At 66.7% G+C, this 17766-nt stretch carries 16 protein-coding genes and 2 pseudogenes; 13 read left to right on the top strand and 5 right to left on the bottom strand.

The window, feature by feature from the left end; genetic code table 11:
- Positions 1-100: 100 nt before the first annotated feature.
- Together ACTVZP_RS16500 and ACTVZP_RS16495 are read left to right on the top strand one after the other, a co-directional pair.
- Positions 101-328 (top strand): annotated as a pseudogene (locus ACTVZP_RS16500) (transposase); the annotation flags it as partial.
- A gap of 596 nt (positions 329-924) precedes the next feature.
- Positions 925-1578, top strand: a complete 654-nt coding sequence (locus tag ACTVZP_RS16495; RefSeq protein WP_443213334.1) for a trimeric intracellular cation channel family protein — start codon at positions 925-927, stop codon at positions 1576-1578.
- Between the two features lie 70 nt (positions 1579-1648).
- On the opposite strand, the gene ACTVZP_RS16490 is transcribed toward ACTVZP_RS16495, so the two are convergent.
- A complete protein-coding gene (locus ACTVZP_RS16490; RefSeq protein WP_443213253.1) occupies positions 1649-2800 on the bottom strand; it encodes an amidohydrolase in 1152 nt (383 codons plus the stop codon).
- Positions 2801-2862: 62 nt separating this feature from the next.
- Positions 2863-4329: an MFS transporter gene (locus tag ACTVZP_RS16485; RefSeq protein ID WP_443213252.1), complete on the bottom strand. Its 1467-nt coding sequence runs from the start codon at positions 4327-4329 to the stop codon at positions 2863-2865.
- A 325-nt stretch (positions 4330-4654) separates the two neighbouring features.
- On the opposite strand from ACTVZP_RS16485, the gene ACTVZP_RS16480 reads away from it, so the two are divergent.
- Entirely contained in the window at positions 4655-5176 is a 522-nt protein-coding gene (locus ACTVZP_RS16480; RefSeq protein ID WP_443213251.1) for a MarR family winged helix-turn-helix transcriptional regulator, read from the top strand.
- Between the two features lie 324 nt (positions 5177-5500).
- Here ACTVZP_RS16480 and ACTVZP_RS16475 read toward each other — a convergent pair whose 3' ends face one another.
- Positions 5501-6460 (bottom strand): LysR substrate-binding domain-containing protein, encoded by a 960-nt coding sequence (locus ACTVZP_RS16475; protein WP_443213250.1) that lies wholly within the window; start codon positions 6458-6460, stop codon positions 5501-5503.
- Between the two features lie 166 nt (positions 6461-6626).
- Here ACTVZP_RS16475 and ACTVZP_RS16470 point away from each other — a divergent pair, with 166 nt between their 5' ends.
- The 10 genes from ACTVZP_RS16470 (at position 6627) to ACTVZP_RS16425 (ending at position 16162) form a co-directional block, all read left to right on the top strand.
- Complete coding sequence (locus ACTVZP_RS16470; RefSeq protein ID WP_443213249.1) at positions 6627-7823, top strand: muconate/chloromuconate family cycloisomerase; 1197 nt, start codon at positions 6627-6629, stop codon at positions 7821-7823.
- Positions 7824-7825: 2 nt separating this feature from the next.
- Positions 7826-8116 carry a muconolactone Delta-isomerase gene (gene catC, locus ACTVZP_RS16465; protein WP_443213248.1) on the top strand — a complete coding sequence of 97 codons (291 nt, stop codon included), beginning with the start codon at positions 7826-7828 and terminating at the stop codon, positions 8114-8116.
- Positions 8117-8180: 64 nt separating this feature from the next.
- Positions 8181-9119, top strand: coding sequence for a catechol 1,2-dioxygenase (catA, locus tag ACTVZP_RS16460; protein ID WP_443213247.1), 939 nt, complete (start codon positions 8181-8183; stop codon positions 9117-9119).
- 111 nt (positions 9120-9230) lie between these two features.
- Complete coding sequence (locus ACTVZP_RS16455) at positions 9231-10601, top strand: Rieske 2Fe-2S domain-containing protein (protein WP_443213246.1); 1371 nt, start codon at positions 9231-9233, stop codon at positions 10599-10601.
- On the top strand, positions 10598-11113 hold the full coding sequence (gene benB / locus ACTVZP_RS16450; RefSeq protein WP_443213245.1) for a benzoate 1,2-dioxygenase small subunit: 516 nt from the start codon (positions 10598-10600) through the stop codon (positions 11111-11113). The genes ACTVZP_RS16455 and benB overlap by 4 nt, the downstream gene beginning before the upstream one ends.
- Positions 11114-11150: 37 nt before the next feature.
- Positions 11151-12179, top strand: a complete 1029-nt coding sequence (gene benC / locus ACTVZP_RS16445; protein ID WP_443213244.1) for a benzoate 1,2-dioxygenase electron transfer component BenC — start codon at positions 11151-11153, stop codon at positions 12177-12179.
- Positions 12176-12961 (top strand): benzoate diol dehydrogenase BenD, encoded by a 786-nt coding sequence (benD, locus tag ACTVZP_RS16440; protein WP_443213243.1) that lies wholly within the window; start codon positions 12176-12178, stop codon positions 12959-12961. Before benC ends, benD begins: the two co-directional genes overlap by 4 nt.
- Before the next feature lie 91 nt (positions 12962-13052).
- Positions 13053-14381, top strand: coding sequence for an MFS transporter (locus ACTVZP_RS16435; RefSeq protein ID WP_443213242.1), 1329 nt, complete (start codon positions 13053-13055; stop codon positions 14379-14381).
- Positions 14382-14441: 60 nt separating this feature from the next.
- Positions 14442-15290 (top strand): 3-oxoadipate enol-lactonase, encoded by an 849-nt coding sequence (pcaD, locus tag ACTVZP_RS16430; RefSeq protein WP_443213241.1) that lies wholly within the window; start codon positions 14442-14444, stop codon positions 15288-15290.
- Positions 15287-16162 carry a 3-keto-5-aminohexanoate cleavage protein gene (locus ACTVZP_RS16425; RefSeq protein WP_443213240.1) on the top strand — a complete coding sequence of 292 codons (876 nt, stop codon included), beginning with the start codon at positions 15287-15289 and terminating at the stop codon, positions 16160-16162. Before pcaD ends, ACTVZP_RS16425 begins: the two co-directional genes overlap by 4 nt.
- A 103-nt stretch (positions 16163-16265) precedes the next feature.
- Here ACTVZP_RS16425 and ACTVZP_RS16420 read toward each other — a convergent pair whose 3' ends face one another.
- Positions 16266-16505: a hypothetical protein gene (locus tag ACTVZP_RS16420; protein ID WP_443213239.1), complete on the bottom strand. Its 240-nt coding sequence runs from the start codon at positions 16503-16505 to the stop codon at positions 16266-16268.
- Between the two features lie 354 nt (positions 16506-16859).
- Positions 16860-17761, bottom strand: a pseudogene (locus tag ACTVZP_RS16415) (transposase).
- Positions 17762-17766 lie beyond the last annotated feature (5 nt).

The raw sequence follows: 17766 nt of genomic DNA, 5'->3' as shown, positions 1-17766 counted from the left end.
CGCCCGTCCGGCCGTCTGCCTGGGGCCCCGGACGCCGCGGCAGGGCTCAGTTTCACAAAGATCGTGGGCGATTCACCTTGTGAGTACAGCATGATAGCGGAAGGGCAGGAACGGGCGGGCCTGTAACGAAGCGCTCAAGCGCCGGGGCTCGCTGACGATCTGGTTCGATCCCGAGATGACGTGGGAGGCCAGGCCGACCGGCAATCAGGGCCGGCAGCGCACCTGCAGCGACGCTGCGATCCAGTCCTGCCTGACGATGAAAGGGCTGTTCGGCATGGCACTCAGGCAGACGGCGGGCTTCGTGGAAAGCCCTCTGCAGGCCGTGGGACAAGTGTGTCCGGGGAAAGGGGTAGCTCCGTCTTCAGCGGCTTTGTACAACAGAGCCGCCGGAAAGGCCTAGAGCGCCGAAACCGAGTCGTGGCCCACGCCGGAATGGCCGATGGCACGCCCGTCGCCTGTCATCGTCCCGATCATCAGCCCGGGTTCCTCTGGCGGCGAAAGCTGCGCCCGAGGCGGGTTGGGGATCAGCAGTCAGCGAATATCAATAGCGTCGACCGATAATCAGGTTGTGGTGACACCGGGCGTCATCTGTCGTGCCGTGGCGGGAACAGGACGCCTTGCGTCAGGTGATCTTCGCCGCCCTCCTTGGCTCTGCCGCTGGCGAGAGGGTTCGAACGGGTTCAGCGCCACTTGGCGCATCGATCACTCCACGTGCTGTTCCGGCCCATCTAGATGCGTAATGAAATATTCTTGCAGTTTCATCCAGCAGTATCCGGCGATAAGATGAAGTTTGTTTGTTTATTGATTGGCTGTGTCAGCTGAGGTGATTGCAATATAGTTGCATTTTGATTTTACTATAGCTTTATTGGCGCGAGCCGACCCATTGTTCCCTTGTCTTGACCCTGGAGCGCCGCCTTGACCGACATGGAGCCCGTTCTTCCCGTACTGGCCGTGCTCGACCTCGCGTCGGCGGTCGTCTTCGCCATCACCGGAGCGCTGGTCGCCTCGCGCAAGCAGATGGACATCGTGGGCTTTCTCTGGCTCGGGATGGTGACAGGCGTGGGCGGTGGTACGCTGCGTGACCTGCTCTTGGGTGTCCCGGTGTTCTGGGTGGTGAACCCGTTGCCGGTCGCGCTCTGCCTTGCGGCGGCGGCGTTGGTGCATTTTTCCGCCCACCTCGTCCATTCGCGCTACCGGTTGCTGCTCTATCTCGACGCGTTCGGGATGGCGCTGGTCACCATCGCGGGTACGGCCAAGGGCCTCGATGCGGGGGCGGGCCCGCTCGTTGCGGTGGTGATGGGCGTCATTACAGCGGCGGTGGGCGGCATCCTGCGCGACACGCTCGGGCAAGAGCCCTCGATACTCTTGCGGCGGGAGGTCTATGTGTCGGCCTCGGCGGCGGGGGCGCTGCTGTTCGTTCTTGTCCTCGCAGCGGACCTGCCCCGACTCTGGGCCATGGCGACGGGACTGATCGCCGCCTTCGGCATCCGCAGCCTCGCGATCCGCCTCGATTGGTCGCTGCCTGTCTACCGCGCGCGCCCCGGCCGCATCCCCGGTGAGCACGGAGAGGTGGATTAGCGCCCGCACCGGGGACGAACGCAAAAGGCCCGGCGTCGCCGCCGGGCCTTTGTCATGACTGGCACAGCCCTCAGGCGAGACACCCCTCGACCAGCGCCACCCAGTAGGCCGCGCCGATCGGCAGGTTCGCCTGATCGAAGACATATTCCGGGTGGTGGACCATCTTCGTGTCTCCATTGCCAATCAGACAGTAGGTGCCCTTCTTCTGCTGCAGCATGAAGGCGAAATCCTCGGAGCCGAGGTAGGTCGGGCCGGGGTGATGCACGGCGGCGTCCCCGAAGGCCGAGCGGGCGATGGCGGCGGCGCGGGCAGTCTCGGCCGGATCGTTCACGAGGACGGCGCCCGGCTGGCCCTCGCGGATCTCGTAGCTGCAACCGCAGGACTCGGCCTGCGTTCGGGTGATCGAGCGCACCCTGCCCAGCACGAGCGCGCAATCTTCCGGCGTGGTGGTGCGGATCGACAGGCGCAGCGTCGCTGTCTGGGCGATCACGTTGCCCGCGTTGCCCGACAGGAACGCGCCAACCGTCACCACCGCCCTATGCTGCGGCGCCACGTTGCGCGCCATGATGGTCTGCAGCGCCGTGACCAACGAGGCGCCCGCCACCACCGGATCGATCGCGAGTTCCGGCATCGAGCCGTGGCCGCCCTTGCCGGTCAATTCGATCTCCCAGTTGTCCACCGCGGCCATCATCTCGCCATCGGCGAAATAGAACTCGCCGCGCTTCAGGCCGGGCATGTTGTGCATTCCGAACACCGCATCCATCGGGAAGCGGCTGAAAAGCCCGTCCGCGATCATGGCGGGCGCGCCCTGCATGGTCTCTTCGGCCGGCTGGAAGATCAGCCGCACGGTGCCGTTGAATGCGCGGGTGCGGGCCAGATGCTGCGCCGCGCCAAGAAGCATTGCCGCATGGCCGTCGTGGCCGCAGAGGTGGGCCACGCCGGGAATGGTGCTTCGGTAGGAAAGGTCGTTGACCTCCTGGATCGGCAGCGCGTCGAAGTCGGCGCGAAGGCCGATTGCCTTCCGGCTGTCACCCACGGTCAGCGAGGCGACGATGCCGTGCTGGCCAATGCCGGTTTCCACCTCATAGCCCCAGCCGCGCAGTTTGTCGGCGATGAAGTCCGCGGTGCTTTCCTCTTGCGTGGACAGTTCGGGGTGGCGGTGCAGATGTTCGAACCATTCGGACAAGGCCGTCCGGTCGAGGTGCTTCACGATGGCGTTCATGTCGGATTTCCTGTTCCAGGAGGGAAAGGGGGCGCGCGCCGGACAGGGCGCGCGGCCTGCGGTCAGGCGTAAGCAGGCGCCTTGCGCGCGGCGGGGACGGTCAGCAGGATCGTCAGGATCGTGGCGATCACCATCAGCAGGTTGAAGCCGAGCGCGATCATCGCCGCCTCGCGGATGGCGAGGTTGTCCTGGCGTCCGACGAAGGTAATCACGCCCTCGAGCCAGCTGATGCCGCCGGTGTCCGCCTTCAGGGCGGTGAAGATGGCGGCTGACAGCGCCACGCCGAACGAGCCGCCCAGCGACGAGGCCATCTTGTAGATGCCCGCGCCTGCACCCGCCTGTTCGGCCGGAAGGTTCGACAGCGCGGCGTCGGTCGACGGCGTGGCGTAGAACGCAAGGCCCAGGCCCAGCAGGATGTAGGAGATCACGACGAGGATCTCGTAGTCGCCGAGCATGATGTTCGTCGGCATCAAGAGCAGGATGGACAGTCCGGCGATCAGGCAGCCCCAGATCATCGGCTTGCGCGCGCCGAACCGCTGCAGCAGCTTTTCACCGACGCGGATGAAGGCCACGATGGTGATCGCGTAGCCAAGCGTCAGCAGGCCCGCTGCCTGCGCGGTCATCGCGCCGCCCAGCTGAAGCAGCAGCATCGAGACGATGATCGCACCCGCGATGCCGTTCAGCAGGAAGTTCGAGATCGTGGCGCCGGTGTAGATGCGCTTGTCGAACAGGCGGAAGTTGACGAAGGCCTGCGGGTTGCCGCTCTCGGTGCGGAAGAAGACGATGCCGAAGACCACGGCCGCCGCCGCCAGGCCCAGCGTAACCGGGCTGGTCCAGCCCATCTTGCTGGCCTGAGTCGCCACGACCTGAAGTGCGACCATCGCGACCAGGAACGAGCCGATGCCCAGCACGTCGAGCTTGTAGCCGCCCTTGGTCTCGGCCTTGCTCTCGGGGGTGCCGCGCACCATGAAGAAGCCGATCAGCGACACGATCGCCGAAATGATGAAGATGTAGCGCCAGCCGACGTTCGAGGCCATGAGCCCGCCGAAGAGCGCGGCAAAGCCCGAACCGCCCCACGAGCCCATCGACCACAGGCTGATCGCGCGCTGGCGTCCGGCGCCGTCCCAGTAGGTCTTCACCAGCGCGAGGCTCGCCGGCATGACAAAGGCGGCTGACAGGCCCTGAAAGATCCGGCCCGCCGTCAGGAAGGTCGAACCAAGCGCGCCCGAGGGGGCGAGGCCGACCAGAAGTGATCCGATGATCGACAGTGCGAAGCCCCAGAGCACGACCCGGACGCGGCCGAGCCTGTCGGCGAGGCCGCCGACCACGACGATGAAGATCCCCGAGAACAGGGCGGTGATCGAGACCGCGATGTTCATCAGGCTCTGCTCGATGCCCAGGTCCTCGGCCATCTTCGGCGCGATGTTGAGCGTGGTCTGGGCGAACAGCCAGAAGGCCAAGACCCCCAGGATGATGCCGTACAGCAGGCGGTCCGTGCCCCTGTAGGCGGGTGTGGAAGAGTTACTCATCATGCTTCCCCAATTGCTGAAATGCGTTCCACGAAGCGTCCGGGGGACATGATGCCGGAAGGACGGAGGACAGGATGAACCTGCGGATGCTTCGGGTCGTGATCCAACCCTGCCAGATCCAGCCCGGGGATTCATTGATTGATATCAAAATGCAACTATTGCGAAAAGCAACTGAAAGGCGCCGCTCAAGACCGTGAGATGACTGCTTGGAGACCGTGCGGTGCGAGCTTGAGTGACGGATGGCACAAATTGCATGAACCCACTATTGCATCATGATATCATTCGGTTAGTTCTTACTCATGATCCTCTGCCATCAGGACCCGCCATGCCCCCCACGCACGCGACGGAACGCTTCACCTACCGGCTCGACGCCATCGCCCACCGCGCCATCGCGTCGAACGACGACCTGTTCGTGCGCGAAACGGGCCTCACGATCCTTGAGGTGCGTCTGCTTCGGATGATCGGCGACGACCCCGGCACGAGCTTCGTCGAGATCAGCCAGCGAATCGCGGTCGAGCGGACGAAGATCTCGCGGATGCTGCAGAAGCTGCTGTCGCTGGAGCTGATCCACCGCGAGAACGCGCGAGAGGACGCACGAAAGTTCCGGCTCTTCGTGACGGAGCGGGGGCAGATGGTCCGCGCGCGGTCAGATGTCCTGTCCGATCGGCTGGAGGCGCTCCTCCTCGCCCCGCTTCCGACCGAGGAGGTGGCGATCCTGAACGCGAGCCTGGCCCGTGTCCTCGACTGGGTCAGTTCTTCCGAATATGCCAGCCGCATCGCCGAGGTCGCGGGTATTCCCAGCCCGGATCCCGGCCAGAAAGACGCGGCGGGCGGCGGCGCACCCTGAGGCACGGCTTGTGCTGTCTGGTCGAAAGAGCAAACGGTCCATCGTCAACGTCCCGGAGACGGCAGTTTGCCCGGCGGTCGGATGCCGCAGTGACGGAAAAACCGGGAAAGGGTGCGCAAAGTCCTGCATCTGTGCGTGACCGAGAGGCCCCCGGCTGCGACTGTCGATCAATGGAGGCGGGCTCCGCCGCGACGCATACGGCCTGCCGCGGCGGTGTGGCGGGAGTGCCGGACGGAGCCGGTCAGCCCCGGCCGAGGCTGACCGGCAGACGGCTGATGCGAAGCACCGAGAGACTGACCTCCCGCTCTTCCTCATCCTGCCTGGTCAGTCCTCTGCGGTCTCCGCCTTGAACACCTTTGCGGCCGAGCAGCCAAAGTTGCTGGCCTCGAGCCAGGCCGGGTTCTCGGCGTACATGTCGCCGATCAGGCGCTTGACCAGTCCGATGTAACGCGAGACGTCGCCTTCGCGGTGGTTGAGGATGACCGGAGACAGCGCGCGCGGGCCGTCGATCAACCGATAGAGCACGTCCGACCGCATCTGTCGTGCCGAGGCCGGGATGATGCAGATCCCGGACTCCGCCGCGACCAGACCAAGCGCGGTCTGGATCTCGCGCACTTCCAGCACCTCGGAAGGGCGCACGGCCTCGTCCTGCAAAAGGTTCAGGATCTGGTCGGCAAAGCTGGGGCGCGGCTCCTTCGGATAGACGATCAGCTTCTGGCCGGACAGGAGGGCCAGCGGCATCGGACCGCTGTCGCGGGCGAGGGCGGTCTCCTGTGGCAGCGCGGCGACCAGCCGCTCCTCGCGCAGGACGGTGCTCGAGATGTTCGGGTCGCCGTGCTTCAGGCGGCCGAAGCCCAGGTCGATCCGCCCTTCCTTCAGCGCCGCAACCTGCTGGATCGACAGCATCTCGAGCAGCTGTATGTCGAGTTCCGGCGCGCTCTGGCGCAGCTTCCGGACCAGCGAGGGCAGGCCCCCGTAAAGGGTCGAGGCAACGAAGCCGATGGACAGCACCCTGTTGCGGTTCAGGCCGACACGGCGCGTCGCATCCTTCATCTGGTCGACCCGGCCCAGCACCTGCAGGGCCTGCTCGTGAAAGAGGCGCCCCGCATCGGTCAGCTTCAGCGGGCGGCTCTTGCGCACGATCAGCGTGACGCCAAGCTCCTCTTCCAGCAACTGGATCTGACGGCTGAGCGGGGGCTGCGCGATGTGCAGGATCTCGGCCGCGCGGGTGAAGTTCCGCTCGCGCGCGACGGCTGCGAAATAGCGCAACTGGCGCAGGTCCATCCCGGGCCCTCCCTTGTCAGCGGGCTGCGATGCCGCTGTTTTCCGCATGATGCGGGGCGGCACCTCGGTGAAACAAGGGCCGCTCCAAGACATAATACCTTCAAGGTATCGTAGCAAATGCAAACGGTCTTGGACGGAGGGCCGGTTGCGCTGGCATGGTTTCCTCATGAACCAGTCATTCGCCCCCCGCACCCACCATCCCGCCGAGACAGCCGGACCCATCGTCACACGGGTCGAGACGGTGATCGTCGATCTTCCCACCATCCGGCCGCACAAGTTGTCGGTGGCGACCATGGACGGGCAGGTTCTCATGCTCGTTCGCATCCATTGCAGCGATGGCATCGTCGGCATCGGCGAGGGCACGACCATCGGCGGCCTCGCCTATGGCGGGGAAAGTCCCGAAAGCATGAAGACCAACGTCGACACCTGGGTCGCGCCGGTGATGCTCGGCCAGGATGCGACGCGGGTGCAGGCGCTGATGGCGCGCATCGGCCGGATGGTGAAGGACAACCGCTTCGCCAAATCCGCGGTCGAGACGGCGCTTCTGGACGCCCACGGCAAGCGGCTTGGCCTGCCGGTCAGCGAGTTGCTGGGGGGCCGCCGGCGCGACCGGCTGCCGGTGGCCTGGACGCTGGCCTCGGGCGACACGGCGCGCGACATCGCGGAAGCCGAACGGATGCTGGACCTGCGCCGCCACAAGGTCTTCAAGCTGAAGATCGGGGCGCGCGGCCTTCGCGAGGACATTGCCCATGTGGCCGCGATCAAGACTGCCCTGGGCGACCGCGCGGCGGTGCGCGTTGACGTAAACATGGCCTGGTCCGAGGGCGAGGCTGCGCTCGGGATGGCCGCCCTTGCCGATGCGGACTGCGAACTGGTCGAGCAGCCGGTGGCCTCCGCCGCCGCGCTGAGCCGGCTGGTGCGGCGCTTCCCGGTGGCGCTGATGGCCGATGAATCGCTGACCGGCCCGGAAAGCGCCTTCGAGATCGCCCGCGTGCAGGGGGCCGACGTGTTCGCGGTGAAGCTGGAACAGAGCGGCGGCGCCTTCAACGCCCTGCGCGTGGCCGCTATCGCCGATGCGGCCGGGATCGGGCTCTACGGCGGCACCATGCTGGAAGGCGCGGTGGGCACGGTGATCTCGGCCCATGCCTTCGCGACCTTCGCCAACCTGCAATGGGGCACCGAGCTGTTCGGACCCCTGCTTCTGACCGAGGAGATCCTGACCGAGCCGCTCGATTACAGCGACTTCGAGCTGACGGTGCCCGCGGGCCCCGGCCTCGGCGTGACGCTGGACGAGGATCGCGTGGCCTTCTTCGCCCGCGGCGGCCTGCGCCGGACCATCAGCCTGCCCGGCGGAAGGGGATGACCATGCTGTTTCATGTCACCATGGACGTGAAGATCCCGCGAGACCTGCCCGCCGACGAACGGGCCGATATCCTCGCACGCGAGAAGGCCTATGCGCAGGATCTGCAGCATCAGGGCAAGTGGCGCCACATCTGGCGGATCGCCGGGCAGTACGCCAACGTCAGCATCTTCGACGTGCGCGACACCACGGAGCTGCACGAGCTGCTCTCGGCGCTGCCGCTGTTCCCGTTCATGGACATCAAGGTCACCCCGCTTCTGCGCCATCCGTCCGCGATCAGGGACGACGACACCTGACCCCACCCCGGCCCGGCCGGAGGAGGCCGGGCATGTCTCAATGCGAACCCAGGAGGAGAAGACCATGACCGTCACGATTTTCGACCGTCCCGACGTGCAGGAGTTCCTGAAGGAACTCAGCGGCCTGAACAACAACTCGGGCAACCCGCGCATGAAGCGGATCGTCCACCGGCTGATGTCCGACCTGTTCCGCGCCATCGACGAGCTGGACATCACCCCCGACGAATACTGGATGGGCGTGGCCTGGTTGAACGACCTCGGCGCCGCGGGTCAGGCAGGGCTGATCTCGCCCGGGCTGGGGATCGACCACTTCATCGACGAGCGCCTCGATGCCATCGACGCCTCGCTCGGGATCGAGAACCCGACGCCCCGCACCATCGAAGGGCCGCTCTACGTTGCCGGCGCGCCGGAATCGGTGGGCTTCGCGCGGCTGGACGACGGCACCGACGCCGACGGCCATACGCTGATCATGCATGGCGTGGTCCACGGCTCGGACGGCAAGCCGATGCCCGGCGCCAAGGTCGAGGTCTGGCACTGCGACACCCGCGGCTTCTATTCGCACTTCGATCCCACGGGCAAGCAGGCGCCCTTCAACATGCGCCGCACGATCGTCACCGACGATCAGGGCCGCTACCGGTTCCAGAGCATCCTGCCCTCGGGCTATGGCGTGCCGCCGGGAAGCCCGACCGAGAAGCTGCTGAGTGCCCTCGGCCGCCACGGCCAGCGCCCGGCGCATATCCACTTCTTCGTCAGCGCCGGGGGCCACCGGAAGCTCACCACCCAGATCAACATCGAGGGTGATCCGCTGATCGACGACGACTTCGCCTATGCCACCCGCGAGGGCCTCGTGCCGCACGTCATCGAGCGGACGGACGAGGAGAGCATCCACGCCAACGGCCTCAACGGCCCCTTCGCCGAGATCGGCTTCGACATCCACCTGACCGCGCTGGTCGATGGCATCGACAACCAGATCAACGAACAGCGCCGCCGCGCGGCGGCCTGACCGCGAGCGGCACGGCGGCCGAAAAGGCCGCCCTCACCCGAACCCACCCGTTCATCACCGACATCTGGCAGGGGCCCGGCGCCAAGGGCGCATCCCCTGAAAGGAGAACTCATGTCCGCGATCATCGAGAAGGCACGCGATCTGGATCACCTTCTGGCCGTTGCCGTTCAGGACGACGCCGAAGCCGGTCTCTACCGCTGCCGCCGCGACATCTTCACGAACGAGGATCTGTTCGAGCTGGAGATGAAGCACATCTTCGAAGGCAACTGGGTCTATCTGGCGCATGAAAGCCAGATCCCGGCGGTCAATGACTACTACACCACCTGGATCGGCCGGCAGCCGATCGTCATCACCCGCGACAAGGCCGGATCGCTCAACGCCGTCATCAACGCCTGCGCCCACAAGGGCGCCATGCTCTGCCGCCGCAAGCAGGGCAACAAGGGCAGCTTCACCTGCCCGTTCCACGGCTGGACCTTCTCGAACACTGGGAAGCTCCTGAAGGTCAAGGACGCGAAGACCACCCAGTACCCGGACCAGTTCAACAAGGACGGCTCGCACGACCTGACGCGCGTGGCACGCTTCGAGAACTATCGCGGCTTTCTCTTCGGCAGCCTGAACCCCGACGTGGCCCCGCTCGAGGACTTTCTGGGCGAGACGAAGGTCATCATCGACCAGATCGTCGATCAGGCGCCCGAGGGGCTGGAGGTGCTGCGCGGCAACTCCTCCTACATCTACGACGGCAACTGGAAGCTGCAGATGGAGAACGGCTGCGACGGCTATCACGTGAGCTCCGTCCACTGGAACTATGCCACCACCATGGAGCGGCGCAGCGAGACCGGCACCAAGGCGGTCGATGCCAACAGCTGGAGCAAGTCTGTCGCAGGCGTCTATGGCTTCGAGAACGGCCATATCCTCTTGTGGACCAACACGAGGAACCCCGAGGTGCGCCCGGTCTGGAACCGCCGCGACGATCTCGTGGCGCGGCTGGGCGAGGAGAAGGCGGGCTTCATCGTCAACCAGACCCGCAACCTGTGCCTTTACCCGAACGTGTTCCTGATGGACCAGTTCAGCACCCAGATCCGGGTGGTCCGTCCGCTGTCCGTGGACCGGACCGAAGTGACCATCTTCTGCTTCGCCCCGAAGAACGAATCCGCCGAGGACCGCACCAACCGCATCCGCCAGTATGAGGATTTCTTCAACGTCTCGGGCATGGGCACCTCGGACGATCTCGAGGAATTCCGCGCCTGCCAGACCGCCTACAAGGGCAGCGTGGCCCTGTGGAACGACATGTCGCGCGGCGCGCCGCTGTGGGTCGAGGGACCGGACGAGAACGCCCGGCGCATGGGCCTCAATCCGCTGATCTCGGGCGAGCGCAGCGAGGACGAGGGGCTGTTCGTCTGCCAGCACGACCACTGGGCGCGCGTCATGCGCGGGGCGCTGGCCGCGGAAAAGGCAGGCACCAGCACGGGAGAAGCCGCATGAGCCTCGATCACGGCGTCACCGCGACCCGCCTCGACTACACCGCCATCTGCGCCTTCCTCTACCGCGAGGCACGCCTGCTGGACGACCGGCAGTGGGACGAGTGGCTTACCTGCTACGCGCCGGATGCCTCCTACTGGATGCCGGCCTGGGACGACAACGACCAGACCACCGAAGACCCGCAGTCCGAGATCTCGCTGATGTACTATCCCAGCCGCGAGGGGCTCGAGGACCGGGTGTTCCGCATCAAGACGGAACGATCGGGCGCGTCCACACCCGAACCCCGCACCAGCCACACGGTCTCGAACGTCGAGGTGGTCGCGGATCGCGGGTCGGAGTTGGACGTCCGCTACAACTTCCACACGCTGAACCACCGCTATCAGGTCACCGACCAGTTCTTCGGAACCATGTTCGTCACCCTGCGCCGGGACGGCGCCGGCCTGCTGATCTCGGCCAAGAAGATCGTCCTGAAGAACGACTACATCCGCCAGGTCATCGACGTCTATCACGTCTGACCTCCCCCCTCGGCACAACCGCAAGGAGGAAGCGACCATGTGCTATCGGATCGCACTGAATTTCGAGGACGGGGTGACCCGGTTCGTCGATTGCAAGCCCGGCGAGAAGGTTCTCGACGCCGCCTTCCGCAACAGGATCAACCTGCCGATGGACTGCTCGGACGGCGTCTGCGGCACCTGCAAATGCCGCGCGGAAAGCGGTGCCTATGAGCTGGGCGAGGATTACATCGACGACGCCCTGACCTGTGACGAGGCGGCCGGGGGGCTGGTGCTGACCTGCCAGATGGTGCCGTCCTCGGATTGCGTGCTGTCGGTTCCGACCACGTCGCTCGCCTGCAAGACGGGCCAGCAGTCCTTCGCCGCCACCGTCACCCGGATCGAGCCGCATCACGACGCGGCGGTGGTGCTGGAACTGGCCACCGATGAAGCAGCAGAGGCGCCGGCCTTCCTGCCCGGGCAATACGTCAACATCGACGTGCCGGGCAGCGGGGGGCATCGGTCCTATTCGTTCAGCTCGGCCCCCGGCGAGCGCGCCCTGTCCTTCTTGATCAAGAAGATCCCCGGCGGCTTGATGGGAAGCTGGCTGGACCGTGCCAAGCCGGGCGACCGGCTGACGCTGACCGGGCCGATGGGCAGCTTCTACCTGCGCGACGGCAACGGGCCGCTCCTGTTCCTTGCCGGCGGCACCGGCCTTGCGCCCTTCCTGTCCATGCTGGAAGTCCTCGCCCAAGCGGGCTCGCGCCGCCAGATCCACCTGATCTATGGCGTGACGCGCGATCTGGACCTGGTGCTCGTGGACCGGATCGCGGCCTATGCGCGGCGCCTGCCGAACTTCACCTTCGCCACCGTGGTGGCCGAGGAGACCTCGAACCACCCGCGCAAGGGCTGGGTCACGCAGCACATGCCCGGGGACATGCTCGCCACCGGAGAGGTGGACATCTATCTCTGCGGTCCCCCGCCGATGGTCGATGCCGTCCGCCGCCATCTGGACAAGACCGGCATCGAGCCTGCGAGCTTCCACTACGAGAAGTTCACCCCCAACGCTCCCCTGAAGGCCATCGCATGACCGGCGCCGTTTTCTCCGGGCGCTTTGCCGGCAAGGTTCTGGTGGTGACGGGTGCCGCGCAGGGCATCGGCCGCGCCGTGGCCCTGCGGGCGGCGGCCGAGGGCGGCAAGGTCCTCTTCGTCGATCGGGCCGATTTCGTAACCGAGGTCGCGGCGGAAGCCGGTCCGAATGCCGTCGCCTGCAACGCCGACCTCGAAACATGGGACGGCGCCGATGCCGCCATGCGTCGGGCCGTCGAGACCTTCGGCGGCATCGACATCCTGATCAACAATGTCGGCGGCGCGATCCGGATGCGGCCCTTCGCCGAGTTCGAGCCGGCCCAGATCGACGCCGAGATCCGCCGCTCGCTGATGCCCACGCTCTACTGTTGCCACGCCGTCCTGCCGCATCTGCGGGCTCGCGGCGGCGGCACCATCGTCAACGTGTCCTCGAACGCCACGCGCGGCATTCACCGCGTGCCCTATTCGGCGGCCAAGGGGGGCGTCAACGCCATCACGCAGTCGCTGGCGATGGAGATGGCGCCCCACAACATCCGCGTGGTGGCCACCGCCCCCGGCGGCACCGAGGCGCCGCCGCGCCGGGTGGCCCGCAATGCGGACGGCGACACCGAGGCCGAGCGGCAGTGGATGGCCGAGGTGGTCGATCAGGTGAAGCAGTCGGCCCTGATGAAACGCTACGGCACCATCGAGGAGCAGGCGGCGCCGATCCTGTTCCTGGCCTCGGACGAGGCCTCCTACATCACCGCAACCGTTCTGCCCGTCGCCGGAGGCGACACCGGCTGACACCCGCCGGAGGCGATACCGGCTGACACCCGCCGGAGCGACGCGGGCTGACACCCGCCCAATCAATCGAAACAATCGGGAGGAGAAAGACATGCGCACGATCGACGTGAGCGAGGCGATAGACAATGGCCCGTTCGGACGGTTCCAATGGATGGTGGTGGGCCTCTGCGGCACGCTGCTGGTGGTCGACGGCTACGACGTGTTCGTGGCCGGAACGGTGCTGCCGAAGCTGATCGCGGAATGGGGCCTGACCAAGCCGCAGGCGGGCGCGCTGCAGGCCTGGGCGCTCTTCGGGATGATGTTCGGGGCGCTGATCCTCGGGCCGCTGGCCGACCGGATCGGCCGCAAGAAGGGCGTGGCGATCAGCTTCGTGCTGTTCACCACGGCGACCCTGCTGACGGGCTTCGCCACCTCGCCCGAGCAGTTCAAGATCTTCCGCTTCATCGCCGGGCTGGGCTGCGGCGGGCTGATGCCGAATGCCGTGGCGCTGATGAACGAATACGCGCCGAAGCGCCTGCGCGGCACGATGGTGGCGCTGATGTTCTCGGGCTATTCGGTCGGCGGCATGGTCGCGGCGGGTCTCGGCATCGGGATCATCCCCGCCTTCGGCTGGCAGCCGATGTTCTTCCTCGCAGCACTGCCCTTGGCCCTGTTGCCGCTGATCCTGTGGAAACTGCCGGAATCGCTGGGCTTCCTGATCCGGCAGGGCAGGCAGGACGAGGCGAAGCGCGTCTTCGCCCGGATCAGCCCCACGCCGCTGGCGGCCAACGACCGGCTGGTCTTTCCCGAAACCGGGGGCACCTCGGCCTCCGTCGCGGAGCTGTTCCGGCACGGCCGCACGCTGCGCACGCTGATGCTGTGGCTGTCGTTCTTCTGCTCTCTGCTGCTCGTCTACCTGCTGTCCTCGTGGCTGCCCAAGGTGCTGCAGGAGGCGGGCTATGCCGAGCGGGCGAGCCTTCTGTCGCTGTTCTCGCTGAACTTCGGCGGCATGGCGGGCGCGATCCTCGGCGGCCGGCTGGGGGACCGCTTCGGGCTGCCCCGCGTCGTCATCGGCTTCTTCGCGGCGGCCGCGGTGGCAATCGCGCTGATCGGGGCGAACCCGGCGCCGGGGATGCTGTTCGCGCTGGTCTTCGTCGCCGGCGCCACGACCATCGGCACGCAGATCCTGCTCTATGCGAGCGTGGCGCAGCTTTACGACCTGTCGGTGCGCTCGACCGGGCTCGGGTGGGCCTCGGGCGTGGGGCGGATCGGCGCGATCGTCGGCCCGACGCTGGGGGGCGTTCTGCTGGCGCAAGGCCTTCCGCTGGGCCAGAACTTCCTGCTCTTCGCCATCCCGGCGGTCGTCTCGACCCTCGCGATGCTGGTCTTCGCCCTCAGCAGCGGCCGCCCTCAAGCCGCCGCGCAGCTTGCCGCCACCTGATCGAGACCGATCGGACGGCGCGCGGCCCTGCCGCCCGCCGCTCCCCTGAAAGGGACTGTCATGCCCGATCTGCACCTTCCGACCCACCGCCTGCATTACCGCATCGACGGGGCCGCCACGGCCGGGCCGTGGCTGGTCTTCTGCAACTCGCTCGGCACCGAGCTGCACATGTGGGACGCGCAGATCGCCGATCTGGAAAGGGACTTCCGCATCCTGCGCTATGACCGCCGCGGGCATGGGCGGTCGGGCACACCGACGCCGCCCTACAGCCTTGCCGATCTTGGCGGGGACGTGATCGCGCTGATGGACGCGCTTGGCATCGCGCGGGCGCATTTCTGCGGCCTCTCCATCGGCGGACTGACCGCGCAATGGCTGGCCATCCACGCGGCCGACCGGCTGGAGCGCGTCGTGGTCTGCGCCACCGCGGCCCGGATCGGAACCCCGGCCGGATGGAATGGCCGCATTGCCGACGTGAAAGCGGACGGCCTGCAAGACCTTGTTCCCGCGACGGCGGAACGCTGGTTCACCCCGGCGTTTCGCGCGGCCCGACCCGACGCGGTGGCCACGAACCTCGCCAGTTTCGCGGCGACCTCGGTCGACGGATATGCGGGGTGCTGCGCCGCTCTGGCCGGGGCGGATCTGCGGGACCGCCTTGCCCGGATCGCGACCCCGCTTCTGGCGATCTCCGGCGAGGACGATCCGGTCTGTCCGCCCGCCGACCTCGAGGCGATCGCGCTTGCCGTTCAGGACGGGCGCCATCTCGCGCTGCCGGGGAGGCATATCGTGAACCTCGAATCCGCAGACGCATTCAACGCCGTGCTGCGGGATTTCCTCAGGGCCGCCGAGCCTGCATCGCAGGGGCGTCGGCGGCCCGCCCTTCAGAGCACCGATTTCGGGAGTACGACATGACACCCTGCATCATCTGCGTGGCCATCACGGGCTCGCTTCCGACCAAGGCCAACAACCCGGCTGTTCCCGTCACGATCTCCGAGCAGATCGACTCGACGCAGGAAGCCTTCGAGGCCGGCGCATCCATCGTCCATTGCCATGTGCGCGACGACGAGGGCAGGGCCACCAGCGACCCCGAGCGGTTCGCGCGGCTGAAGGAGGGAATCGAGCGGCATTGCCCCGGCATGATCGTCCAGCTTTCCACCGGCGGGCGATCCGGCGCGGGGCGGGAGCGGGGCGCGATGCTGCCGCTTTGCCCCGACATGGCGTCGCTCTCGGTGGGGTCGAACAACTTCCCGACCCGCGTCTACGAGAACCCGCCCGATCTGGTCGACTGGCTGGCCGCCGAGATGATCCGGTACGACGTGAAGCCCGAGATCGAGGCCTTCGACCTCAGCCACATCTTCCAGGCGGAGCGGATGCACCGCGACGGCCGGATCCGCGCGACGCCCTACGTGCAGTTCGTGATGGGGGTGAAGAACGCGATGCCGGTCGACCGCGAGGTCTTCGATTTCTACATCCACACGGTCCGCCGGCTGTTCGGCCCGGATGCGCCGTGGTGTGCGGCGGGCATCGGCGCCAACCAGATCGTCCTCAACGAATGGGCGGTCGCCGCAGGCGGTCATGCCCGCACCGGCCTCGAGGACAACGTGCGGCTCGACAAGGACCGGCTCGCGCCGTCCAACGCGGCTCTGGTCCGCCGTGTGGTGCAGCTTTGCGAGAAGCATGAACGCCCCGTGGCAAGCTGGCAGCAGGCGCGCGAGATCCTAGACCTGCCGACGACCGCCCTTGCCACGGCAACCACCGCAGTGCTGGCCCCGAGTTCGCCCTGACCGGGTAGCTCCGCGGCCGGAGGATCGTTGATCCGGCGCAGTCTGCGATCGCCGAAAATCGGCCGGTTGACAGGGTAACTGGCCGCCTCGCAGGTGCGTCGCGCTACAGGGCCGCGGCCACCGGTTCGCGCCCGTCAACCCGCGCAAGAAGTCCGGTCACCACCGCGTCGAACGCTACCGGCAGGGTGAGGATGGCCTCGATCAGGCGGTCCTCGCGGTTGACGAAGCGGCGCGAGGTTGAGATCGGCGCATGGCCGGGGCCGATCGAGACCGCGATGCTGGTAGCGGAGAGAGGCACCGGGGCCGGCCGCCCGTCCCGCAGGATCGTCAGCCCGCCGTGCAAGTGTCAAGCGACACCCAGTTCTACGAGCTAAGGCGGCACCCAGTGTTACGAGATGTCGTCCGAAGGAGCGCCTCCGGCGTGCGCGCTGACATCGTTGATCGAGCGGCGCGGGAAGCCCGGGGTGATCGTGTCGGACAACGTCCTATATCGGGAGCGAATTGCCGCTTGAGGCATCAGATCACGGGACATCCGAGCGACCGGATGCCTGAAGATTGGTTGCCCACGCGGGCTCCGCCGTCAAGAAGTGGTCTCTTCCATAGCAAATACAGGGTCGGCCACAGTGCCGCCCTCGCCGTCCTCAAGACGAGATCCGAATTCCAGGCGGAAGGCCCGAACATTATCCACGAGGTCGCGTCAGACGCCTCCACGGCTCTGTCTGAGAGAGGTCCTTCCGCCTGGGCTCACCCCCTCAAAGAAGGGGCGACAGGGTTCGCCGGACTTGATCACGGCGTGAATGGTGCGGGCCATCTTCGCGGCGATGGCGGTGCAGGCCTTGCGGCACAGATCGGGGTTGCGGCGATCCTGCGCGATGGTGCGTTCGAACTTGTCGCGGAAGCTGTTGGCGGGCTTCAGCACGGCGGCCTGTCCAGCGATCCAGAGCGTGCGGCGGAGACGGGCGTTGCCATCCTTCGATATCCTGCTCCTGCCGCGGAACTGACCGGTCTGCAGGGTGGAGAGGTCCATGCGCAGAACTTCAGGAACTGACGGTGATGGCGAGAACGGCGCAGGTCGCCGGTCTCGGCCAGAGCTGCGAGCGCGTTGACCGGGCCGAGGCCTGGGCGCAGGAGCTGGTAGTCCTGGTGGTCGTCGAGAAGATCGGCGGCGCGCGCCTCAATGGCGTTGCGTTGTCGCTGGTGCCAGCCACCAGAGGATCGTGAAAGATCTGTGCCGCGCCGATTTCCAGCATGTGCAGGATGACCTGCGCATCCTTAGGGTCGCCTCCGGGCTTACGCGGCAGCACCGCAGCTTCGGTCCCGGCGGCTGTCCCCGCTGTTGTGAAACGCCTCCCGGGTCCGCGCGAGCGCAACGGAGGAGAAGAGCTTCAAGTCGAAACCGGCTGCGCCGAGGGCGAAGATCAGGGCTCGGTGATAGTTGCCGTCAAGCCCATGGTTTGGCCCTCGAACCCAATCGTGACCGGCCGTCATCCGCCTCCGGCGCGTCTTGGCCGGAGCAGCGATCAGCACCTCATGACGGTTGTTGGAAATGTCCATGCCTACCGGAACGAGGGTGTCCGTCGTAGGATTGCCCTTGGTCATGGCTG

The sequence above is a fragment of the Rhodobacter sp. NSM genome (genome assembly GCF_052244495.1).
Lineage (GTDB): Bacteria > Pseudomonadota > Alphaproteobacteria > Rhodobacterales > Rhodobacteraceae > Cereibacter_A.
This window is presented reverse-complemented; position numbering and strand designations above follow the sequence as displayed.

Coding starts and splice junctions, on each gene's coding strand:
- benD (WP_443213243.1), top strand. CDS start 12,176: ATGACCGGCGCCGTTTTCTCCGGGCGCTTTGCCGGCAAGGTTCTGGTG.
- ACTVZP_RS16480 (WP_443213251.1), top strand. CDS start 4,655: ATGCCCCCCACGCACGCGACGGAACGCTTCACCTACCGGCTCGACGCC.
- ACTVZP_RS16485 (WP_443213252.1), bottom strand. CDS start 4,329: ATGAGTAACTCTTCCACACCCGCCTACAGGGGCACGGACCGCCTGCTG.
- ACTVZP_RS16455 (WP_443213246.1), top strand. CDS start 9,231: ATGTCCGCGATCATCGAGAAGGCACGCGATCTGGATCACCTTCTGGCC.
- catC (WP_443213248.1), top strand. CDS start 7,826: ATGCTGTTTCATGTCACCATGGACGTGAAGATCCCGCGAGACCTGCCC.
- ACTVZP_RS16470 (WP_443213249.1), top strand. CDS start 6,627: ATGAACCAGTCATTCGCCCCCCGCACCCACCATCCCGCCGAGACAGCC.
- pcaD (WP_443213241.1), top strand. CDS start 14,442: ATGCCCGATCTGCACCTTCCGACCCACCGCCTGCATTACCGCATCGAC.
- catA (WP_443213247.1), top strand. CDS start 8,181: ATGACCGTCACGATTTTCGACCGTCCCGACGTGCAGGAGTTCCTGAAG.
- ACTVZP_RS16425 (WP_443213240.1), top strand. CDS start 15,287: ATGACACCCTGCATCATCTGCGTGGCCATCACGGGCTCGCTTCCGACC.
- benC (WP_443213244.1), top strand. CDS start 11,151: ATGTGCTATCGGATCGCACTGAATTTCGAGGACGGGGTGACCCGGTTC.
- benB (WP_443213245.1), top strand. CDS start 10,598: ATGAGCCTCGATCACGGCGTCACCGCGACCCGCCTCGACTACACCGCC.
- ACTVZP_RS16490 (WP_443213253.1), bottom strand. CDS start 2,800: ATGAACGCCATCGTGAAGCACCTCGACCGGACGGCCTTGTCCGAATGG.
- ACTVZP_RS16495 (WP_443213334.1), top strand. CDS start 925: ATGGAGCCCGTTCTTCCCGTACTGGCCGTGCTCGACCTCGCGTCGGCG.
- ACTVZP_RS16475 (WP_443213250.1), bottom strand. CDS start 6,460: ATGGACCTGCGCCAGTTGCGCTATTTCGCAGCCGTCGCGCGCGAGCGG.
- ACTVZP_RS16435 (WP_443213242.1), top strand. CDS start 13,053: ATGCGCACGATCGACGTGAGCGAGGCGATAGACAATGGCCCGTTCGGA.